The sequence below is a fragment of the Flavobacterium tructae genome, assembly GCF_001853485.1.
In the GTDB taxonomy this organism is placed as follows: Bacteria; Bacteroidota; Bacteroidia; order Flavobacteriales; family Flavobacteriaceae; genus Flavobacterium; species Flavobacterium tructae.
Genome location: NZ_MIKE01000023.1, coordinates 315,028 through 334,590, shown reverse-complemented (window position 1 = coordinate 334,590; position 19,563 = coordinate 315,028). Strand labels below are relative to the sequence as shown.

Sequence of the window (19,563 nt, the reverse complement as noted above, 5' to 3'; positions counted from 1 at the left end):
GGAAATAACTTTTGAGAAAGTCATTTCCGTTTTTTATTCCTTTGAATTCGAAAAGTAGGAGTATGTTTAGGTAGACAGCGTTAAACCTTTTTCTTTAAAATTACTGAAAAGAACCTGTCTTGCATTGCTGATAGTTTCTTCAGTACGGTAAATGCTGCACCAGAATTTTATTTGCAGTTTGAATTTTCCATCAGAAATGGCGCTGTAATAAATTTGCGGAACTTTTGTCGTATTGACTAATGCCATGCTTTCAAGAGACTCCAGAATAATCGCATTGATTGCTTCCGGCATAACATCACCAGTAACCTCAGCGGTAATTTCTACTAGTTTAAAATTATCAGTATACGTCCAGTTGGTAATGTTTTGCGACAGTAAATTACCATTCGGAATAATGATTTCGGCACCGTTTGAAGAGTTGATTTTGGTGGTACGCAATCCCATCGATTTTACTCGGCCAGATTCAGAACTAATGTCGATTACATCTCCAATCTGAATGGGTTTGTCAAAAATCAGGATGATACCTGAGACGAAATTATTAACGACATTCTGAAGTCCAAGACCCACACCAACACCCAAGGCTCCCAGTAGAATGCTCAGTTTGTCCAGAGGCATTCCCGAAGCAGCTACAGCCAAAAGATAACCACTTATTAAAACCACAAGCCTTGTGATGAGTAGTTTAGAATGCTGTCTTTTATTGATGGTTTCTTCGTTTTCATCGTCAATTTCTCCAAAGAAATAAGCCACATAGTTTTGTAATAAATGCGCAACCCAGATGATGATAAAAAATAAGACAATATTGCCCAGCGTAAAAGTGATGCTTCCAATGGTATTTGGGTGACTTAGTAACGAACCCAAACCGGTGCGCAGTGATTCCCAAATGTTTAAATTGGCTGCAATGACTACAATCCACATATAACTGATGACGATGATGAATGGTCTTTTTAACGTATCAGATAAGCTTTCATGGTCAAAAATTTTCTCGATACCGCGTTTAATGCGGGTCGTGTAAATTTGTAAAAGAATAATTTCGAGTACAATTTTTAAAAGTACACTCAGTGCCACGATCTGCGTTAGCGATATAAAAGCAGTAAGACTTAACATATTGGCAAGTGAAACTCTTCCTAGAACATTATCGAAAATGGATAAAGCATTCAGACCAATAAAAATGATGGTGGCCCATTTAAAAAAGCCTTTGATGTATAACTGATCTTTTAAGGTTTTGATCTGTACGAAACCATAGCGGATTCCGAAGAGGTTGATTACAATAAAGGCACAACGCTGCATAAAACCAACAGGGATAAACAAGTCTAAGAAACACAGTATAAAAAACAATACCAAAAGAAGTAACCAGTTGCGCATGGCAACGGCCGACCATTTATTTTTAAAAAGTACTGTAAGTAGTCCCAGAAGAACCAGCTGAATCGATTCAATAAATAGGGCCGGAGCATATAAATTGCTAACTACAGCAATGTTAAGACCAATGACAGCAACCGGAATAACAACACCTCTATTGATGTATTTGAAGTTAAGCTGAGACAGGTTTTCGGCATGTGCATTACTGTTGAGGTATTTTAAATTACGGGAAATGTACCAACCCAATATTCCCATCAACAAAAGCAGTGTGATTAAACCACCGGCTCGATAACTTAAGTAATATTCTGCAACGTTTTCTTCAATAATTATTTTGGCTTTAATGTTTTTGCCTACTATTTTTTTTGCTACAGAATCGTTTGTACTCCATAAAACCGGGTACTCTTTTTTAAGCATACGGATTCCGGATTTTTCCAGTTTGCTTTCTACAGTAATTAGGGCATTTGATACGGCAATTTTTCTCTCAACCGTTAATCTTTTATTATGGTTTAAGATACTTTGATTCTTGGTCATCAGACTGTCGGTACTCAGGTATCTTTTTTTCAGATTCGCAAATTCCTGTTTGAATTGCTTGCGGCGAAGGGTGTCTTTCAAAAGTCCCATGAGGGTTTTATCCTTGCGCAAATCAATTACCCTGTTTTTGATTTTTTCAAGTGCCAGGTTGCGAGAATTGATTGCTGTATTTTGTTCGTCAAGTTCCAGCTCAATTTCTTTCAGTACAATGCGATACATTTGTTGGTTGCGTACATTCGGATTTGCTCCTTTTAGGCTGGCCAGAATAAGATCAAGTTTACTTTGCGTTCCTTTGATTTCACCAAACAAACGATGACTGTTTCCATCAAATTCAGTATCGTTATGCGCAGATTCCAAAACCTCTCCCGCTTTTTCAATAGCCATCAGATAGTCACTATCCGTAGTGGTTTCTTCAAATAGTTTTGATTTAGTCTCTGTTTTTGGAGAAGTCGTTTGAGAATAGGCAATCGGTGCATGAAATAAGACAGCCAGTAAGGCGAGTACACCGATAAAATTTCTTTTCAGGATCATAATTTGGGATATGAATTAAGGTTCAAATGTAATTTTTTTTAAAGTATTTATAATGTCGGATGCAATAAAATTTGGTTATATGAGCTTTAGCACTTCTGATTTTATCTGCCGCTGGCAATTGTTTTTGCCACAGATTAAAACGATTATTTGGATTTTAAATTTTGTGTAAAAAGTATTTTAATATTGGTGATACCTAGTTTTTGGACATGTGTAAAAAAAATCTTTTTAATCCGTGTAATCTGTGGCTAAAAAAGCAACATCTAGAAACATAATTCTAACTAAAGTCCTAAAAATAGTATATTCGTAATGTTATAATCAAAATACCAAAACAATTCGAAAATGGAAAATATTACAGTAATCATCATGTTACTATTTGGAGTCGCTTTTTTGAGTCTCGTTAGTAAAAAATACAATTTTCCAATTCCCATTGTACTGGTACTTTGTGGTGTTGTGATTAGTATTGTTCCCGGACTTCCGGTAATTGCTTTAAGTCCTGAGGTGGTTTTTATTATCTTTTTGCCACCGCTTTTATACCACGCCGCCTGGTACACAAGCTGGTCCGATTTTAAACAAACCATCCGGCCTATTACTTTGGCAGCGGTAGGTTTAGTGTTGTTTACCACGGTGGCAGTAGCGATTGCAGCGCACCTGCTTATTGATGATATTTCCTGGCCTTTGGCTTTTCTCTTAGGCGCGATAGTCTCGCCTCCAGATGCGGTTTCTGCAACTTCGATTACCAAAGGATTGGGTTTGCATCCCAGATTAATCTCCATTCTTGAAGGCGAAAGTCTGGTGAATGACGCCAGTGGTCTGGTGGCTTACAAATATGCATTAACCGCAATTACGGCCGGTAATTTTGTGCTCTGGCAGGCGGGGTTAAACTTTGTTGTGATGTCTGTAGCGGGAATCGCAATTGGTTTGGCTGTGGGGTTTATTATGTGTTATATTCACAAGAGATTTGTCTGTGATGAGGTGATCGAAGCCACTTTGACTTTGCTAACGCCTTTTGCCTCTTATCTAATCGCAGAACATTTTGAATGTTCGGGAGTTTTAGCCGTAGTCGCTACCGGACTTTATTTGTCAGCCCGATCCGGAACAATTTTTACGCACGAAAGCCGAATTATGGCCGGAACGATCTGGAGTGTTTTGACCAATATTTTAAACGGTTTGATTTTTATTTTAATTGGACTTCAACTGCGACAAATTATTGCCGGAATTGGAGATTACTCCGGTTGGTCCTTGTTTGTTTGGGGGGCTTCGATAAGTGTAGTGGTGATTTTGGTTCGGTTTTTATGGGTTGTTCCGGCAACTTTGCTTCCGAGAATGCTTAGCAAAAGAATTCGTCTGAAAGAAGAATTTGACTATCGAAACATGATTATTTTCGGCTGGTCCGGAATGCGAGGTGTAGTATCCATGGCGGCTGCACTGGCCTTACCGTTAATGATGAACAAAACAACCGAATTCCCTTTGCGAAACCTCATCATCTACCTGGTTTTTTGTGTGATACTTTCGACTTTGGTAATTCAGGGACTTACTTTACCGTGGCTGATTAAAAAATTAAAAGTGCAACCGTATTCAATTCTTGCCGAAGAATACGAGATTCGTAATACCATCGTTTCGCAAACTATTACTCATATCGAGGATAATTTTTCTTTGCTTAATGATGATTTACTGCACAACATAAAAAGCAAATACGAAGTCAAATTCAATCGCCTTCAGAAAACCGAACTTCCGGCTAATTTCTTCGGAAAAGGAAAGGTTTTAGGAGGGGAGATCTTTAATGATTTTACCAAACTACAAATCGATCTTTTAAACATAGAGCGTGACAAACTCGAATGGATGCACAAAACCGGTTCTGTTCACGAAGAGATTTTCAGGAAAATTGAAAAAGAACTGGATTTGGAGGAGACAAGATTGTGGATGGAGATGTATGAGGAGTAATTTTTACTTTTTGTAACATAAAGTTTTATAATAGAGATACAAATGGAGTATTAAATGAAAAAAGTGTAATTTATTTGTTTTTAATTGTTTAGTTTTTTAATGGTCCGGAATTACTGATTTTTTACAAGTAATATTTGTAATTGGTTATGTTGCAGGCTATATTTTAAAATTAAATTTATAAGTGTCTGTTTACTCCCCAATAAATCCTTTGAAAGGCTTGATTATCGAAAAAGAAAGTTTTTTATAAAAACAAGTGCCCTAGCCCTGATAGAAGTGGTATCCTTTTTCTTGCTCCTTTAGCAAGGAAAAGATACAAGCGGATAGCAGGAAATAGCTCCAGAAAAAGAAATTCCAAAATTTTAAAATTCCAAATTCCAAAAATCTTTTGACTTTGTTTTGGGAGACAATAATAAACACCAGAAAACGTTATTTCTAAACTTCGTCATGTTCAAAGACCACAAAACCTCAACTTAAAACCTCCCAAAACCCCAACAAAAACTGTATACTGTATACGAAAACGTGTAATAATTACACACTTAAAAATGACGCAAAACCGCTAATTCATTAGAAATCAGTAAAAGAATAATTATGGCATAACGCTTGCAAAATGGCATTAGTATAAAATTCTCTCCATTAATCAAAATGTAGTATCGGAGGGAAAGAATTAAATAAGAGCCATTAGAAAGCAATCAAAAGTAATGTCATATGAAAAGTGAAACCTTAACATCAGAACAGTTTTATACTTCAAATCCAGATCTTAATAACCAACAAGCCTTAAACAGTTCCATTTTTCGTATTAGTAATGCCAATGTAACTTCAAAGAAAGTAAGCGAGCGTACCAAAAGTAAGACAGGGTTGTTTGTACTGGTAAGTACATTTATCCTAATGTTTATTGGAGCTTATACTGCTTATCAGCTGCAATCTGACTTTGATCAGTTTCAGTTGGAGCGAATAAATTCAAGCTGGGGATTCCCTTTCCTGATACTGGCAGGTGTATTGTTTGTATTTCAGGCCGGAGTTTTTCTGTATAATTTATACTTGTATTTTACTTATAAACCAATCGAATCCGTTTCGGATGAAATGTTGCCAACCTGTACTGTGATTGTTCCTGCGTATAACGAAGGAAAGCTGGTTTGGGATACTTTAATGAGTTTGGCAGAGAGTGATTTCCCGGAGCAAAAGATGCAAATATTAGCGGTTGATGACGGAAGTAAAGACGATACCTGGTATTGGATGCAACAAGCTAAAATAAAATTGGGAGATCGTTTGACGATTTTTCAACAACCTGAAAATAGAGGAAAACGTCATGCCTTGCACCGTGGATTCGAGTTGGGAACGGGAGAGATATTTGTTACGGTAGACAGCGATTCGATCGTAAAAAAAGATACCTTAAGAAACTTAGTGAGTCCGTTTGTAGTAGATGAAAAATGTGGTGCAGTAGCCGGAAATGTTCATGTATTGAATAGCAAAAAAGCAATTCTGCCTAAAATGCTGAATGTGAGTTTTGTGATGAGTTTTGAGTTTATGCGTTCTGCCGAAAGTCAGTTAGGGTCTGTGCTTTGTACTCCGGGAGCAGCGGCAGCTTACAGAAAAACCTCGGTTTTTGCTTGTCTGGACGAATGGATCAATCAGACTTTTATGGGACAGCCATCGGACATTGGTGAAGACCGTGCCATGACCAATATGATTTTGAGACAAGGGCAGCATGTGTTGTTTCAGCGAAATGCTTATGTATTGACCAACGTGCCGGAAGAATATACCGGATTGTATAAGATGTTTATCAGATGGAGCAGAAGTAATGTGCGTGAGAACATCGCTATGGCAAAGTATGTTTTTACAGATTTCAGAAGTGAATCTAAATTTGGAGCACGTCTTTTATTTGTGAGTCAATCTATGAAGATGATTATGGCGTATCCGTTTATGTTTTTTATGTTCTTTTTCATCGCGGTACATCCGATATTGTTTTTAAGTTCTACACTTTTAGCGATTTTAATCGTATCGAGTTTTCCGGTATTGTTTTACACCAAAAGATATAATTTTGCCGATTCACTTTGGGCTTATTCGTACAGTGTTTTTTATACATTCAGTTTGTTTTGGATTACACCGTATGCTATCGTTACAGCCAATAAAAAAGGCTGGCTGACCCGTGGATTGGCCTAGAAAAAAATATTGTAATTAAAAAAATAGAAATTGATTTGTTTTTTTAGGACTCCTTCTCATCTGAGCAGGAGTTTTTTATTTTTGGAAGAATTAGGAATTGGGATTTAAAAAGGAAAGAATCTGAAGTCGTATGATTCTTGTGCTGTTTTTTAACCACAAGGTGCGCAAAGGTTTACGCGAAGATCGCTGGATAGTTGTGATAAAATTGACTTATCTGTATTATGGAGAATGGGAGAAGCGATTCTGATTACTATACTTTGTTTCAATAAAAAAACCTCTAAAGTTTTTAAGTTTAGAGGTTTTAAATATTTTAAAAGCGAGAACGATTATGGCTGTTCTGTAATTGTTGCTTTATTAAGCTTTATAACTCTGATTTTCTTGTTGGTATTATCAGATAAATACAAACGATCGTTCAATTGTGCTACACCAACAATACTTCCAAATGGATTTTGTCCCATAATATCAAGAGCATTTACTCTTGGAGTATAGATTCGATCCTTGAATTCTCCTTTTGGATACAGACGCAAGTAGTTGTTGCTCCCTATATTTTCGGATGTAATAGCCCAGTCTTTAGAAAAACTTATGGCCATAGGTTCCGCGGCAGCAAAAACTGCTGTTACTGGTTTTATGGGTTCAGTTAAAGAGGCAGCAGCATTAGTTTTAATAGACTCAATGTTGTAATACAAATAACTTTTAGCATCTCTTCCGGCTACTACTAAATTGCCTGCATCTATATCCATAGCATACACCTCATCCCAACCGTCTAAAGTGTTTAATTTAGCAATTGGCTTTAAATTCCAATCACTGCTATCGGTAATTTGGGTAGTTTGAAAAACTTTGATTGAGGTTTCTTTTTCTTTTACGAAGATTAAACCATCTTTAACCACAACACCAAAAACGTGCACAAAAGTATTCCACCACTGACCGTTTCCAACCGTATTGATTCCGGCATTTGTAATCTCATCCAGTACAAATAGTCTGGAGTCAACACTTCCGATATAAAGACGTCCGCTATCTACACAAACTGAAGTAAGTTTGGTAAACGGAATTGTAGTGGCTCCTTTAGTATAAGCCGAGATCGTTTTGATATAAGCCATCGAAACAGCATCAAAAACTTCCAGGACATCACCATTACAAACGTATAGTTTATTGTTGGCAACCGTAATTCCTTTAGGATCTAAAGTTCCTGTTCCTGCACCAATTTGAGCTGCTGTGATGGAAGCTTCTTCTGTTGGAAAGTAATAATCGTATTTTGCTGGTTCACTGCCGTTTGAAGAATCATCGCTACAAGCTGTAAAAAGACAGAGTAGAATGAATAAAAAAGATATTTTGTTCATGATAGTTTTGTAGGTTATTTCCATTTTCCTTCTCCTTTATATTTTACTAAAAATGGGTTTTTAGGATCAATTTTGAAAACAGGCTTTTTATAAGATTGACTTAGATAGCTTGTTTTTGTATATCCTTTTAATATATCAGGATCTGTAAAAGGAAGATCATTCAAAGAGATGAGGTATTTATAGAAATCAGTAAACATTCCCTGTTGACCACCGCCTTCGCCACTGTTGCATAAGTTACTACTGTGACTGTAGCCGGAGTGGTGAGAGTATTCGTGGGTCCAAACAGACATATCGCCAACCCAATGTCCGGTCACATAACCAGATTCCCATTGTGAGGCCAAAGCTCCCCCTCCCCAGGCGGAACCACCTCCTACCATCGCCATATTCAGAGTCCGGCTATCGATATAAGTGTTATAGGCTTGTTCAATTTGGGCTTTGGTCAGATAATCGTAAACACCATCTTTGTCTTCAGCATTTCCGTGCCAGTTTAAAGCACCGTTTATACCTGCTCCGGCTGCTGTTGCCTGTTCTTTTTTATAACGGTCAAAATTCATAAAAGTATCATAATACAAAGGATGACTTATAGCATAGGAATAGTTAATAATCATAGTGATCGCTTCTTTAGCCAAAACAGGATTCATTGGTAAAAATTTATTAGGATCATCAGCAGGATTATTAAGGTGATATTGTGTGCTGAATTGTACGAGTCGATTTGATTTGATTCTTTTGAACATTGCAAATAAAGGATCAGTTGATTCTACCGAAAATTCGATTGCTCCCGAAGAGAAGCCATCAATTTTATCAATAGTAACAGCCTTGCCACTTTCAAGTTGATAGTCGTGAGTTCCGTTTATTAATGGAATTTGATGTGCCGAACGGTGAAAAGCAGGGACTGTTGTAAATTCAAAAAGCAAAAATCGCTTGTCATAGTTAGGTAATTTTGCATACACTTTTACATCTTTAAGTCCAACTGGAGAATAAAGAGAAATTTGTACAGAATCTTTGCCTTTTTGAATAATTTGCATGGGCTGATTAACACGAAACCAGCGGTCTTTGTTGTCATACATTTTTGAAGAACTTTCTGTGTCTTCAAACATGGTCATTGGTCGGTTTTCTGGGGGTAAAGTCGACGCATCAATAGCGGGCAAATAATTGGCTTTGTAGCTGTCACCTTTTGAATCATCATCGCTGCATCCGAATAATATGCCTGCGAAAAAGACAAAAGGCAAAAAATAAGAAATGGGTTTTCTCATAGGATTAGTAGGTTAAATTTGGGTTTATATAAAAAATTGTTGTTGTTTAAATAAATTTTTAAGTTTTGTTTTTGGGGCAATTTTGGGCAAAGTTAAAAAACTTATTCACATTTAGTTTCAGGAGGGTAACAATTGGTGCTGTTTAGGGAATGATTGATTATTCTGATTTATTTTTTCCGGATTGTTTCCTACTAATGTAAGTTAAAAACGCTACTATACTCCATAAGAAATCGAGTTTAAGGAAAGTCAAAAAATTACTGTAAAATCTATTTTTCTTTCCTTATTCTATGAAATAAAAAACGGTGTTTTCGAAAAATTTAAGGTTTTTATTTCAGATAAATTATCATTGAACTGAACAAAACTTGCAGGAAACCCCGGCTTTATTTTTCCAATTTGATTTTCCAGACCTATTGCAGCAGCTACGCGCGAAGTGGCCATTTGAATAGCTTCGTCTGCTGAAACTTCCAGATGATTGTAAGCATTCTGAACGGCTTCCAGCATCGAGATTGTTGCTCCGGCCAGACTACCTTCACTGTTTCGGTAAAAGCCGTCTTCAAGGTATGCATCGAAATTATTCCATTTAAAACTGGCAATTTTTCGCCCCAGGAAAGTGGCATCACTAATCAAAAAGAACTTATCCTGTTTTAATCTGTAGGCTAATTTCGCAGCAGCATAATCACAATGTGCACCGTCTAAAATAACTGGGGCATATACATTTTCATTTTCTAAAGTGGCACCAACTAAACCCGGTTCACGATGTCCGAATTGTGTCATTGCATTGAATAAATGAGTGACAAGTTTAATGCCTTTTGAGAAATAAACCTGTGCTTCTTGGTAGGTTACAGTCGAATGTCCGATCGAAATTACAATGCCGCTTTCAATCAACATGTTGAGTTGTTCCTCAGTAAAGCATTCTGGAGCAATGGTGATTACTTTTATAACATCTTTCCCTAATCGGATAATTTCTTCAAGTTCCTCGTTAGTAGGTTTACGAACCTGATCAATAGGATGTGCGCCACGTTTTAACGGATTCAGAAAAGGGCCTTCCAGATGCATTCCTATTACACCGTTGGGGTATTTTTTCATGTAACTTCGTACCGCTTCAATTCCGTTTATGATAGTTTCTCTTGAAGAAGAAATCAAACACGGAAGTATATGAGTCGTACCGTATTGAAGGCTTGTATCATAAATGTCCTGAATGGTTTCCTCGGTAGGGGTTTGACTGAAATACAATTTTTCGCCTCCGTTGATTTGAATATCAATAAATCCGGGAGCAATATGTTTGCCTTTTAAATCAATCGTTTCGATATCATTTGGAGTTTCTTTTTGAACAGAAAGGATGATTCCGTTTTCAATGATGATTACTCCGTTGGTAATAATTTCGTCACCAGTGTGTACAGTGGCATTGATAATGGCTTGTTTCATTTTTTAGTGTATTTATTAGTTTAGTGGAAATAACAGAATAAGTGTTATTTGCATTTAAAAGATAATGACCTCTGTGTTTGCAGATGTAAATGTACGGGGCCTTATTAGTCAACCAATTTAAGCTAAAACGAACAAAGTACATTTGATAAATTGAACTTTCTGCATTTTTCATAATAAATTCCAATAGTACCGTAGAGTAGGGCTGGTAAACTTGAACAGACTAAAGCTTCGGGGAGGTAAAATGCTATTGTTTTGTCCTTTAGAAATCCGTATAATTTTGTTTGTGAGGTCATTATTTTTTCAGTTCACAAAAATAATTTTAAATAAAAGAATGTTCATTCATTTATTATGTTATATTTGTGCTAAAATAATCAGTATGAGAGCAAGAGATGTCGACAAAGAAAAATTAGTAATCGAAATGGCAATTGACCAGATTGTCCAGGAAGGATTTCAGGGTTTTAGTATGAACAAGCTGGCGAAGGCCTGTTCTATTTCTGTTGGCACGCTCTACATCTATTACAAAGACAAAGATGATTTGATTCAAAAAATAGGTGCCATTATCGCGCTGAAGTTTTTTACCAGCACCGTGAAGAACTTTTCGCCCGAAATGTCATTTGAGGAAGGTTTATGGAAACAGTGGGAAAACCGCGCCAACTTTACCATGAAATATCCCAAGGAAGTTGCATTTTTTGAAATTGTCAAACATTCCCCTCATTCAGAGATCATTCTGGATTCTATTCAGGAGTTTGCAGATTTTAGAAGGATTATGAAAACGTTTATAGAAAACGGCTTGCGCAATAACGAGTTGATTCCTATGACATTTGAGGCTTTTTGGAGTGTTGCCTACGGGCCTTTGTACACTTTATTGAACTTACATACTGAAGGTAAGAGTATGGGAGGAAAACCCTTTACACTTACTAAGGAAATTATGAAAGAAGCCTTTCAGGCCACTGTAAAAGGACTAAAACCATGAAAAATTATGGAAACAAATTTAAGTACAATACATATTTTTAAAACAAACATTGGCGACAAAGACCCTAATTGTCCCATACGTCAAAAACTTGACACTCATTCAGACATTCAGCAATGGAGCATTGACTGCGAAGATGTTGATTGCGTTCTCAGAGTTGTTTCAGAAACATTACATCCTGAAACTATTATTGATATGGTCACATCCTTTGGCCATGAATGTCAAGAGTTAGACTAAACTAATACATTTTATAAAGAATGAAAAAAAACACTACAGAAAGCCCGGCTTTCTCGACACATCAAAAAATCATTATTGCGATATTAGCGCTTTTGCAATTCACCGTGATACTCGATTTTATGGTTATTTCTCCCTTAGGAGATATTTTAATGAAAACCCTGAACATGACACCGGCAAATTTTGGTTTTACCGTTTCTGCCTACGCCTTTAGTGCTGGAGCTTCAGGATTACTCGCTGCAGGTTTTGCAGATAAGTTTGACCGAAAGAAACTTTTAATTTTCTTTTACATCGGATTTATTATAGGCACCGTTTTCTGCGCACTTTCAACCAGTTATGTAATGCTGCTTTTGGCAAGGATTGTAACCGGACTTTTCGGAGGGGTAATAGGATCTGTTTCCCTGGCGATTGTAACGGATTTGTTCGTGATTCACCAACGCGGACGTGTGATGGGATTTATTCAAATGGCATTTGCTTCCAGTCAGATTTTAGGAATTCCGGTAGGCTTGTATTTTGCCAATCACTGGGGATGGCATTCGGCTTTTATTATGATTGCAGTTCTGGCGGTATTGATACTTATTGCCATTATCACTCAGATGAAACCGATCACCAAACATTTAGAAGTACAATCAGACAAAAGCCCTTTTTTACATCTGTGGCATACCCTGAGTAACAAACACTATCAGGTTGGTTTTATGTCTATTGCTTTTCTTTCGGTTGGAGGTTTTATGTTACAGCCCTTTGGAAGTGCCTTTTTAGTCAACAATATTCACATCAGTCAGCTCGAATTGCCAATGGTCTTTTTCTTTACCGGACTTTCGGTACTTTTCATCATGCCTTTGGTGGGTAAGTTGAGTGATAAAGTCAGTAAGTTCAAACTGTTTGCGGCCGGATCTATACTTTCGGTTATTATGATTATCATTTACACCAATCTTGGTCCGGTACCTCTTTGGCAAATCGTAGTGCTTACTATGATTATGTTTATGGGTATTATGAGTCGAATGATCCCTGCCACAACATTAAACACAGCTATTCCCGGATTAGAAGATCGTGGTGCTTATATGTCGATCTCTTCTTCTTTGCAGCAAATTGCAGGTGGAATTGCCGCGGTTTGCGCCGGGTTTATTGTACATCAGAAAACAAAGACATCACCTCTCGAAAACTACGATATTTTAGGATATGTAATTGCGGTAATTACACTTTCGACCATATTTTTGATTTGGAGAGTCAATAAACTGGTGAAATCAAAAGATACAGTTGCTCCTACTCCGGTTCCGGAAATGGCAGAAGTTTAATTTTGTAGATTTCAAATCATAAGAAAGCTTGTCTGTTAACGACAAGCTTTCTTTTTTTATCTTTTCATGAAAATTGTTGATTAGGAGGTTTTTATCTTTCTATGCCAATACCAGTAAACCGAAAAAGCGTTTATAAAAGCCAGTGTCCATAAAATTGGACTGGTGAAAAAGCTCTCATAACTTCTTCCTTCGGGAATTTCAACAAAAGGAACGGTTATCAAAACGTCCAAAAATAATGCTGTTCCCGACATTAATACTCCAAGTGTAAAACCGTTGATGTTGTATTTTTTCTGATAATAGAATTTTGCGCCAACGATAGCATAAAAAACGATAAGCACCATAACGATTGCGGCTTGTATTAGAAAAGAATCTTTCAGAAGGGGAGTATTCCCTAAAAGATAAAAAGAAAAACTAACGCACAACCAAACTATAAATCCTGAAAATATTCCTCTGCTATATTTCATAATCTTATATCAATTTTACTTATATTTTAGTCCAATGTTTTCCGATATAATGCCGATGTAATATGAAAATAGTACAATGTACTTGGACTATATTGAATATACAATCGGTATTAGTTTTAGGAGTTCCAGATTTCGGTCTTAGCAGTCTCTTTCGCGTAGGCGGAAAAATCCTTTGCTTTTCTGCCCAAAATGTTTTCTATATCTGAGGTGATACTGGAATTTCGACCGTCTAGAACTTGTTCAAAAAGATAGTTGATGAGCCAAATATGATCTTCCGGAACGTGATATTCCTGCAAAAGCTGATTGTATTCTTCTAACGATAGTCCCTGAAAGGTAATATTTCGACCACTGGCTTCGGCAATTTCATTTACGGCTTGTTGGAACGTCAATAACCTTGGACCGGTTAATTCATAAGTTTGTCCGTTGTGTTTGTCTTCTAAAAGAGCGGCAGTAACCACATCGGCAATATCATCGGCATCGGTAAAAGGTTCCAGTGCTTCTGCTCTTGGTAAGGCCACTATTCCGGCTAATATCGGATCTAAAAAGAAACTTTCGCTAAAGTTCTGATTGAACCAGCTGGCACGAATAATGGTCCAGTTTTTGGCAGTCGATTTAACGATTTCCTCGCAAAGCTGTGCTTCTTTTTCGCCTCTTCCCGAAAGTAAAACCATTTTCTGTACTCCCAATTGTGTGGCTAGACCAGTAAAATTCTGAATCGTTTTTACCGCTGAAGGAATGGCCAGGTCGGGTTGAAAAGTAATATAAACTGTATCGATTCCCTGAAGAACAGCGGGCCAGGTTTCCTGTTTTTCCCAATCGAAAGGTAGTTTTTCATTTCGGGAACCCAAACGAACTGCAATACCTTCAATTTGTTCTAATCTTTCGGCTACTCTGCGTCCTGTTTTTCCATTGGAACCCAGAACTAAAATTTTTGTATTTTTCATATCAGTATTTTTTAAATGATTACTGATACAAAGGTGTTTAGATTAAAACGGATTCATTTGTCGTAAAAGAATTATGATTTGTTTGAAAAGAATTGCTGCCGAACTTCATTGGGACGCATACCAAATTTTTTATGAAAAGCATTCGAAAACGAACTCAAACTGTCATAACCCACCTCCCAGGCCGATTCCTGAACTGTTTTTTCGTTGTCACGCAACAATTCATAAGCCTTGTGCAGTCTTTCTTCCTGAACAAATTTGAAAACAGGAATGCCAAAAAGTTCTTTAAAATTCTTTTTTAATTTGTTACTGTTCAAGCCTACCATTTGCGATAATTGTGTGATCGATGGCGGTTTTGAATAGCTGTTGGTTACAATTTCTTTTGCTTTGAAAAGTTTGTTTTTATCAATTTCGGAAAGGTCAATTTTGGTACCAGTTGCGAGCAACGCATAAAAGTGAGCCAAAAGTTCGTTGACCTGACTTCTTAAAAACAGTAATCTCGTATTGCCGGTGTAGGTGGTATTGAAAATCTTTTGAACCGCGACCTGCATCTCCAAAGTCATATAAAAGGAAGGTCCTTGCACAAAATGTTCCTGCGGATTTAATAATTCAGGAAGGTAATTTTCAAAAATTTCTTTCTCGGCCTGAGGCAGGGAATGTAAATGTTTTGGTTTGGTGAAGATGCTGATGGACTGTAGTGGTTTATCTGGTTCTATTTTATGAGAGAACTCGACCTTTTGATTGCCAAAAAAACAAATGGCGAGTCCGGTTGTATTGGTCAGATATTTAGTCTGATTGTTGTGTTTGATTTCCAGTTCAACATTTCCGGAGCCATAAAAGGCAAAGCCAACAGCATCTCCGTCGATTTCACATTGCTGTATGAAAGTCTTAGAGGTATTCGATTGTTCGATTAAAACAATAAAATCATTTAATTCTATAATGTCTGTTGTCATTGTTTTTTAATAGGTTTGACTCGAAATTGTCTGAAAAGTTACCAATTATTTTTAATATGTGCCATTCCTACGGAATTCAATTGTTGTGATATCATTTTATTCAACGGATTAAAATCCGTTGTTACAATATCGTTCGTTCCTCCGGAACTTTAGGGCGAGAGCCATTGGCTCGACCAATATTGTAGGGATGGATTTTAATCCATCCAAAAATAAATCAATAGCACAACAATTGAATTCCGTAGGAATGGAATCTATTAAAAGGATCCGTATTTCTGAAAAATCAAAAAAACCTCCCCAAAAAATAATCTGAGAAGGCTTCTTTTTAAATGGACGATTTTATAATCGATCCATTTTTGAACAAAATAAAGGTATGATTTGAATTAGTAAGCTAAAATTCCCAGCGTACAAAGGCTTCCATTGCAGCGTAACGCGACAAACCTAACTGATTGTACAATTGAGCTGTTTCGCTGTTTCGGTCCTCGGCTCTTTGCCAAAATTCTCTGGCATCAGTACCCTGAAAAACAACACCGTCTTTTTGCGACTGATGTTTGAAAATTCCATGGCGTTTTGCCAATACCTGATCGGGACTCATTGGTACGGCCATTTCAACCTCATCGATTCCCCATTCCTGCCAGGCACCTCGGTAGAGCCACACCCAGCAATCGTTCATAAAAGGTTTTGGCTTTAGTGTTTTTACAGCTTCAAAGATCGCGTCCAGACATACTTTATGCGTTCCGTGCGGATCGGCTAAATCTCCTGCTGCATAGATTTGATGCGGTTTGATTTTTTCAATTAAATCCATGGTCAGTTGGATATCCTCACTGCCCAAAGGCTTTTTTTCAATCGCTCCGGTTTCGTAAAAAGGAAGTTCCATAAAATGAATCTGTTCTTCCGGTAAACCTACAAATTGACTGGTGGCACGTGCTTCTCCTTTTCGGATCAATCCTTTTAAATAGCGAACTTCCGGAATATCAATTTCACTGGCTTTTTTGTTTTTTAAAAAGTGTTCCGCTTTTTTGCAGATGGTTTCGGCTTCGATACTTTGTATTTTAAATTTGTCATTGTAATCACAGGCAAATTTGGCAAATCTCAAGGCTTCATCATCGGCAACGGCAATATTTCCGGAGGTTTGATAGGCCACATGTACCTCGTGTCCCTGTTCCTGTAAGCGCATAAAAGTTCCGCCCATACTGATAATGTCATCGTCTGGATGCGGACTAAAAAGCAATACTTTTTTTCGGACTGGTTCTGCTCTTTCCGGGCGATTTGTATCGTCAGCATTTGGTTTACCTCCGGGCCAACCCGTGATAGTATTCTGAAGTTTGTTGAAAATCCTGATGTTAATGTCGTATGCCGGACCTGAATCGGCCAGTAAATCGCTCATCCCGTTTTCAATATAGTCGGCATCGGTAAGCATCAAAATCGGTTTCTTTAAATCGAGTGCCAGTCCTAAAACTGCTTTTCGAATCAGTTTATCGGTCCAGATGATTTTTTCAACCAGCCAGGGTCTGTTGATACGCGTTAGTTTTGAGGATGCTTCTTTGTCCAGTACAAAAACAATCTGGTTGTGTTCCTGTAAAAATGAAGCGGGAATTTGATTGGTCACTTCTCCTTCAACCGATTTTTTAATGATATTGGATTTTCCTTCTCCCCAGGCCATTAGAATGACCTGCTTAGCTTCCATTATTTTTTTAACTCCAAGTGTAATGGCGGTTCTTGGTGTATTGCTAAGACCGGAAAAGTCCCCGCTGGCTGCTACTCTGGTAATGTGATCTAAAGCCACTAAACGCGTTTTTGAGTTTTGTAGCGATCCCGATTCGTTAAATCCAATATGACCGTTTCCGCCGATTCCAAGAATTTGCAAATCGATTCCGCCCAAAGCTTCAATTTTAGCTTCATACTGGTGACAGTAATCCGCGATTTCTTCCTTGGATAGTTGTCCGTCGGGAATGTGGTAGTTTTCGGGTAAGATGTCTATCTGATCCAACAATAATTCTTTCATAAATCGAACATAACTGTTTACAGAATCAGGTTCCATCGGATAGTATTCGTCGAGATTGAAAGTAATTACGTTTTTGAAACTTAAGCCTTCTTCTTTGTGCAAACGAACCAGTTCGGCATACAGTCCTTTTGGTGAAGAGCCGGTTGCCAAGCCTAATACACAAGATTCGTTGTTTTTTTGTTTGGATTGAATAAGTGCTGCAATTTGCTGAGCGACTGCTTTAGAGGCTTCGGTTGAATTTTCAAAAACAACTGTATCGATGTTTTCAAATCGCTTTTCGAAGCCCGTTGCTTTATCAATGTTACTTTTTATCATTTTAGTTTAGTTTTGACCTTTTAAGATAGTATCCAAAAGGAAAGTATTAGTCTTCGTTTGAAGGTTTTCCTATTGTTGCCAATATTCCGCCGTCAACATATACGATATGACCGTTTACAAAATCACTTGCTTTTGAGCTTAAAAAGATGGCGGCTCCCTGTAAATCGTCCGGATCTCCCCAACGACCTGCGGGAGTTCTTCCCATAATAAATTCATTAAATGGATGTCCGTTTACTCTGATAGGTGCTGTTTGACTTGTGGCGAAATAGCCCGGTCCAATTCCGTTGGTCTGAATATTAAATTTAGCCCACTCGGTGGCCATATTTTTGGTCAGCATTTTAAGTCCGCCTTTTGCAGAAGCGTAAGCGCTTACAGAGTCTCTTCCCAGTTCACTCATCATTGAACACATGTTGATGATTTTTCCTCCTCCGCGTGTGATCATGCCTTTTGCTACATTTTTTGAAACAATAAAAGGACCGGTCAGATCTACTTTTACTACCGCTTCAAAGTCTGCAACTTCCATTTCTATGATTGGAGTTCTTTTGATAATTCCGGCATTGTTGATTAAAATATCGATTGGTCCCACTTCGGCCTCTATTTTGCTGATGGCTGCAATTACGGCAGCTTCGTCTGTTACATCAAATAAGTATCCGAAGGCCTCAATTCCTTCTGATTTGTATTCAGCAATTGCATCATCAACTGCTTGTTGTGAGGAATGATCGTTTACTACAATTTTTGCTCCTGCATGTCCCAGTCCTTTGGCCATTGCCATTCCTAAACCATGAACGCCTCCTGTAATGAGTGCTGTTTTTCCCGTTAAATCAAATAAGTTAATTGACATTTTTGTTTGTTTTTGGTTATTAGTAATTTTAATTTGTTTTTATTTCGTTGGCGGCATTTATTTTTAACACATGCATCACTTTAAAATATTTGCCACAGATTCCACCGATTAAAGGGATTTAATATTTTGAAAGTTTCTGCACAGATTCGCCGATTAGAGGAGTTAATCCATAAAATCATTCGAAGCTGTGGCTATAAAAAATGCACGTTATGAATTATGATTTCGTTTTACAGTTATTTTACACTGATCGTTAAAGGGTTTTTAAGCTCTTCATTAAAATGATTCAGGTAATTCCCACTAAATCAAATAAGTTAATTGGCATTTTTTGTTTGTTTTTGGTTATTAGTAATTTTAATTTGTTTTTATTTCGTTGAAGGCCTTTATTTTTAGCACATTCATAATTTTAAAATATCTGCCACAGATTACACCGATTAAAGGGATTTAATATTTTGAAAGTTTCTGCAACAGGTTCGCCGATTAGAGGAGTTAATCCATAAAATCATTCGAATCTGTGGCTATAAAAAATGCACGTTAGGAATTATGATTTCGTTTTACTGCTATTTTACACTGATTGTTAAAGGGTTTTTAAGCTCTTCATTAAAATGATCGAGGTAATTCCCATTAAATCAAATAAGTTAATTGGCATTTTTTGTTTGTTTTTGGTTATTAGTAATTTTAATTTGTTTTTATTTCGTTGAAGGTCTTTATTTTTAGCACATTCATAATTTTAAAATATCTGCCACAGATTACACCGATTAAAGGGATTTAATATTTTGAAAGTTTCTGCAACAGGTTCGCCGATTAGAGGAGTTAATCCATAAAATCTTTCGAATCTGTGGCTATAAAAAATGCACGTTATGAATTATGATTTCGTTTTACAGTTATTTTACACTGATCGTTAAAGGGTTTTTAAGCTCTTCATTAAAATGATTCAGGTAATTCCCATTAAATCAAATAAGTAATTGGCATTTTTTGTTTGTTTTTGGTTATTAGTAATTTTAATTTGTTTTTATTTCG

14 protein-coding genes are annotated in these 19,563 nt (G+C 37.0%); 5 read left to right on the top strand and 9 right to left on the bottom strand.

Translation table 11 applies throughout. From position 1 onward, the window contains the following. Positions 1–66 precede the first annotated feature (66 nt). Positions 67–2,415, bottom strand: a complete 2,349-nt coding sequence (locus tag BHE19_RS12320) for a mechanosensitive ion channel family protein (RefSeq protein WP_083342534.1) — start codon at positions 2,413–2,415, stop codon at positions 67–69. Between the two features lie 339 nt (positions 2,416–2,754). On the opposite strand from BHE19_RS12320, the gene BHE19_RS12315 reads away from it, so the two are divergent. Continuing rightward, positions 2,755–4,356, top strand: coding sequence for a Na+/H+ antiporter (locus BHE19_RS12315; RefSeq protein ID WP_070907371.1), 1,602 nt, complete (start codon positions 2,755–2,757; stop codon positions 4,354–4,356). A gap of 705 nt (positions 4,357–5,061) precedes the next feature. Further along, the gene (locus BHE19_RS12310) at positions 5,062–6,516 is read left to right on the top strand and encodes a glycosyltransferase (protein ID WP_070907370.1); all 1,455 of its coding nucleotides are present in this window, start codon (positions 5,062–5,064) and stop codon (positions 6,514–6,516) included. Positions 6,517–6,842: 326 nt separating this feature from the next. Here the strand turns inward: BHE19_RS12310 and BHE19_RS12305 are convergent, their stop codons facing one another. The 3 genes from BHE19_RS12305 to nagA form a co-directional block, all read right to left on the bottom strand. Continuing rightward, positions 6,843–7,853, bottom strand: coding sequence for a hypothetical protein (locus tag BHE19_RS12305; protein ID WP_233431377.1), 1,011 nt, complete (start codon positions 7,851–7,853; stop codon positions 6,843–6,845). A 14-nt stretch (positions 7,854–7,867) separates the two neighbouring features. Beyond that, positions 7,868–9,106 (bottom strand): hypothetical protein, encoded by a 1,239-nt coding sequence (locus tag BHE19_RS12300; protein WP_070907368.1) that lies wholly within the window; start codon positions 9,104–9,106, stop codon positions 7,868–7,870. 285 nt (positions 9,107–9,391) lie between these two features. After that, positions 9,392–10,531 (bottom strand): N-acetylglucosamine-6-phosphate deacetylase, encoded by a 1,140-nt coding sequence (nagA, locus tag BHE19_RS12295; RefSeq protein WP_070907367.1) that lies wholly within the window; start codon positions 10,529–10,531, stop codon positions 9,392–9,394. A 376-nt stretch (positions 10,532–10,907) separates the two neighbouring features. On the opposite strand from nagA, the gene BHE19_RS12290 reads away from it, so the two are divergent. From BHE19_RS12290 to BHE19_RS12280, 3 genes are read left to right on the top strand one after another with little or no spacing between them, the layout of a single operon-like run. After that, on the top strand, positions 10,908–11,504 hold the full coding sequence (locus BHE19_RS12290) for a TetR/AcrR family transcriptional regulator (protein ID WP_017495331.1): 597 nt from the start codon (positions 10,908–10,910) through the stop codon (positions 11,502–11,504). Positions 11,505–11,510: 6 nt separating this feature from the next. After that, positions 11,511–11,738: a hypothetical protein gene (locus BHE19_RS12285; RefSeq protein WP_070907366.1), complete on the top strand. Its 228-nt coding sequence runs from the start codon at positions 11,511–11,513 to the stop codon at positions 11,736–11,738. 20 nt (positions 11,739–11,758) lie between these two features. After that, complete coding sequence (locus tag BHE19_RS12280) at positions 11,759–13,030, top strand: MFS transporter (protein WP_070907365.1); 1,272 nt, start codon at positions 11,759–11,761, stop codon at positions 13,028–13,030. A gap of 80 nt (positions 13,031–13,110) precedes the next feature. Here BHE19_RS12280 and BHE19_RS12275 read toward each other — a convergent pair whose 3' ends face one another. The 5 genes from BHE19_RS12275 to BHE19_RS12255 form a co-directional block, all read right to left on the bottom strand. Continuing rightward, on the bottom strand, positions 13,111–13,494 hold the full coding sequence (locus BHE19_RS12275; RefSeq protein WP_070907364.1) for a DUF5367 family protein: 384 nt from the start codon (positions 13,492–13,494) through the stop codon (positions 13,111–13,113). Between the two features lie 116 nt (positions 13,495–13,610). After that, positions 13,611–14,438: an SDR family oxidoreductase gene (locus tag BHE19_RS12270; protein WP_070907363.1), complete on the bottom strand. Its 828-nt coding sequence runs from the start codon at positions 14,436–14,438 to the stop codon at positions 13,611–13,613. Positions 14,439–14,509: 71 nt separating this feature from the next. Continuing rightward, positions 14,510–15,388: a helix-turn-helix domain-containing protein gene (locus BHE19_RS12265; RefSeq protein WP_070907362.1), complete on the bottom strand. Its 879-nt coding sequence runs from the start codon at positions 15,386–15,388 to the stop codon at positions 14,510–14,512. Positions 15,389–15,776: 388 nt separating this feature from the next. Beyond that, positions 15,777–17,705: a glucosamine-6-phosphate deaminase gene (gene nagB, locus BHE19_RS12260; protein ID WP_070907361.1), complete on the bottom strand. Its 1,929-nt coding sequence runs from the start codon at positions 17,703–17,705 to the stop codon at positions 15,777–15,779. A gap of 46 nt (positions 17,706–17,751) precedes the next feature. Continuing rightward, entirely contained in the window at positions 17,752–18,546 is a 795-nt protein-coding gene (locus tag BHE19_RS12255; protein WP_070907360.1) for a gluconate 5-dehydrogenase, read from the bottom strand. Positions 18,547–19,563 lie beyond the last annotated feature (1,017 nt).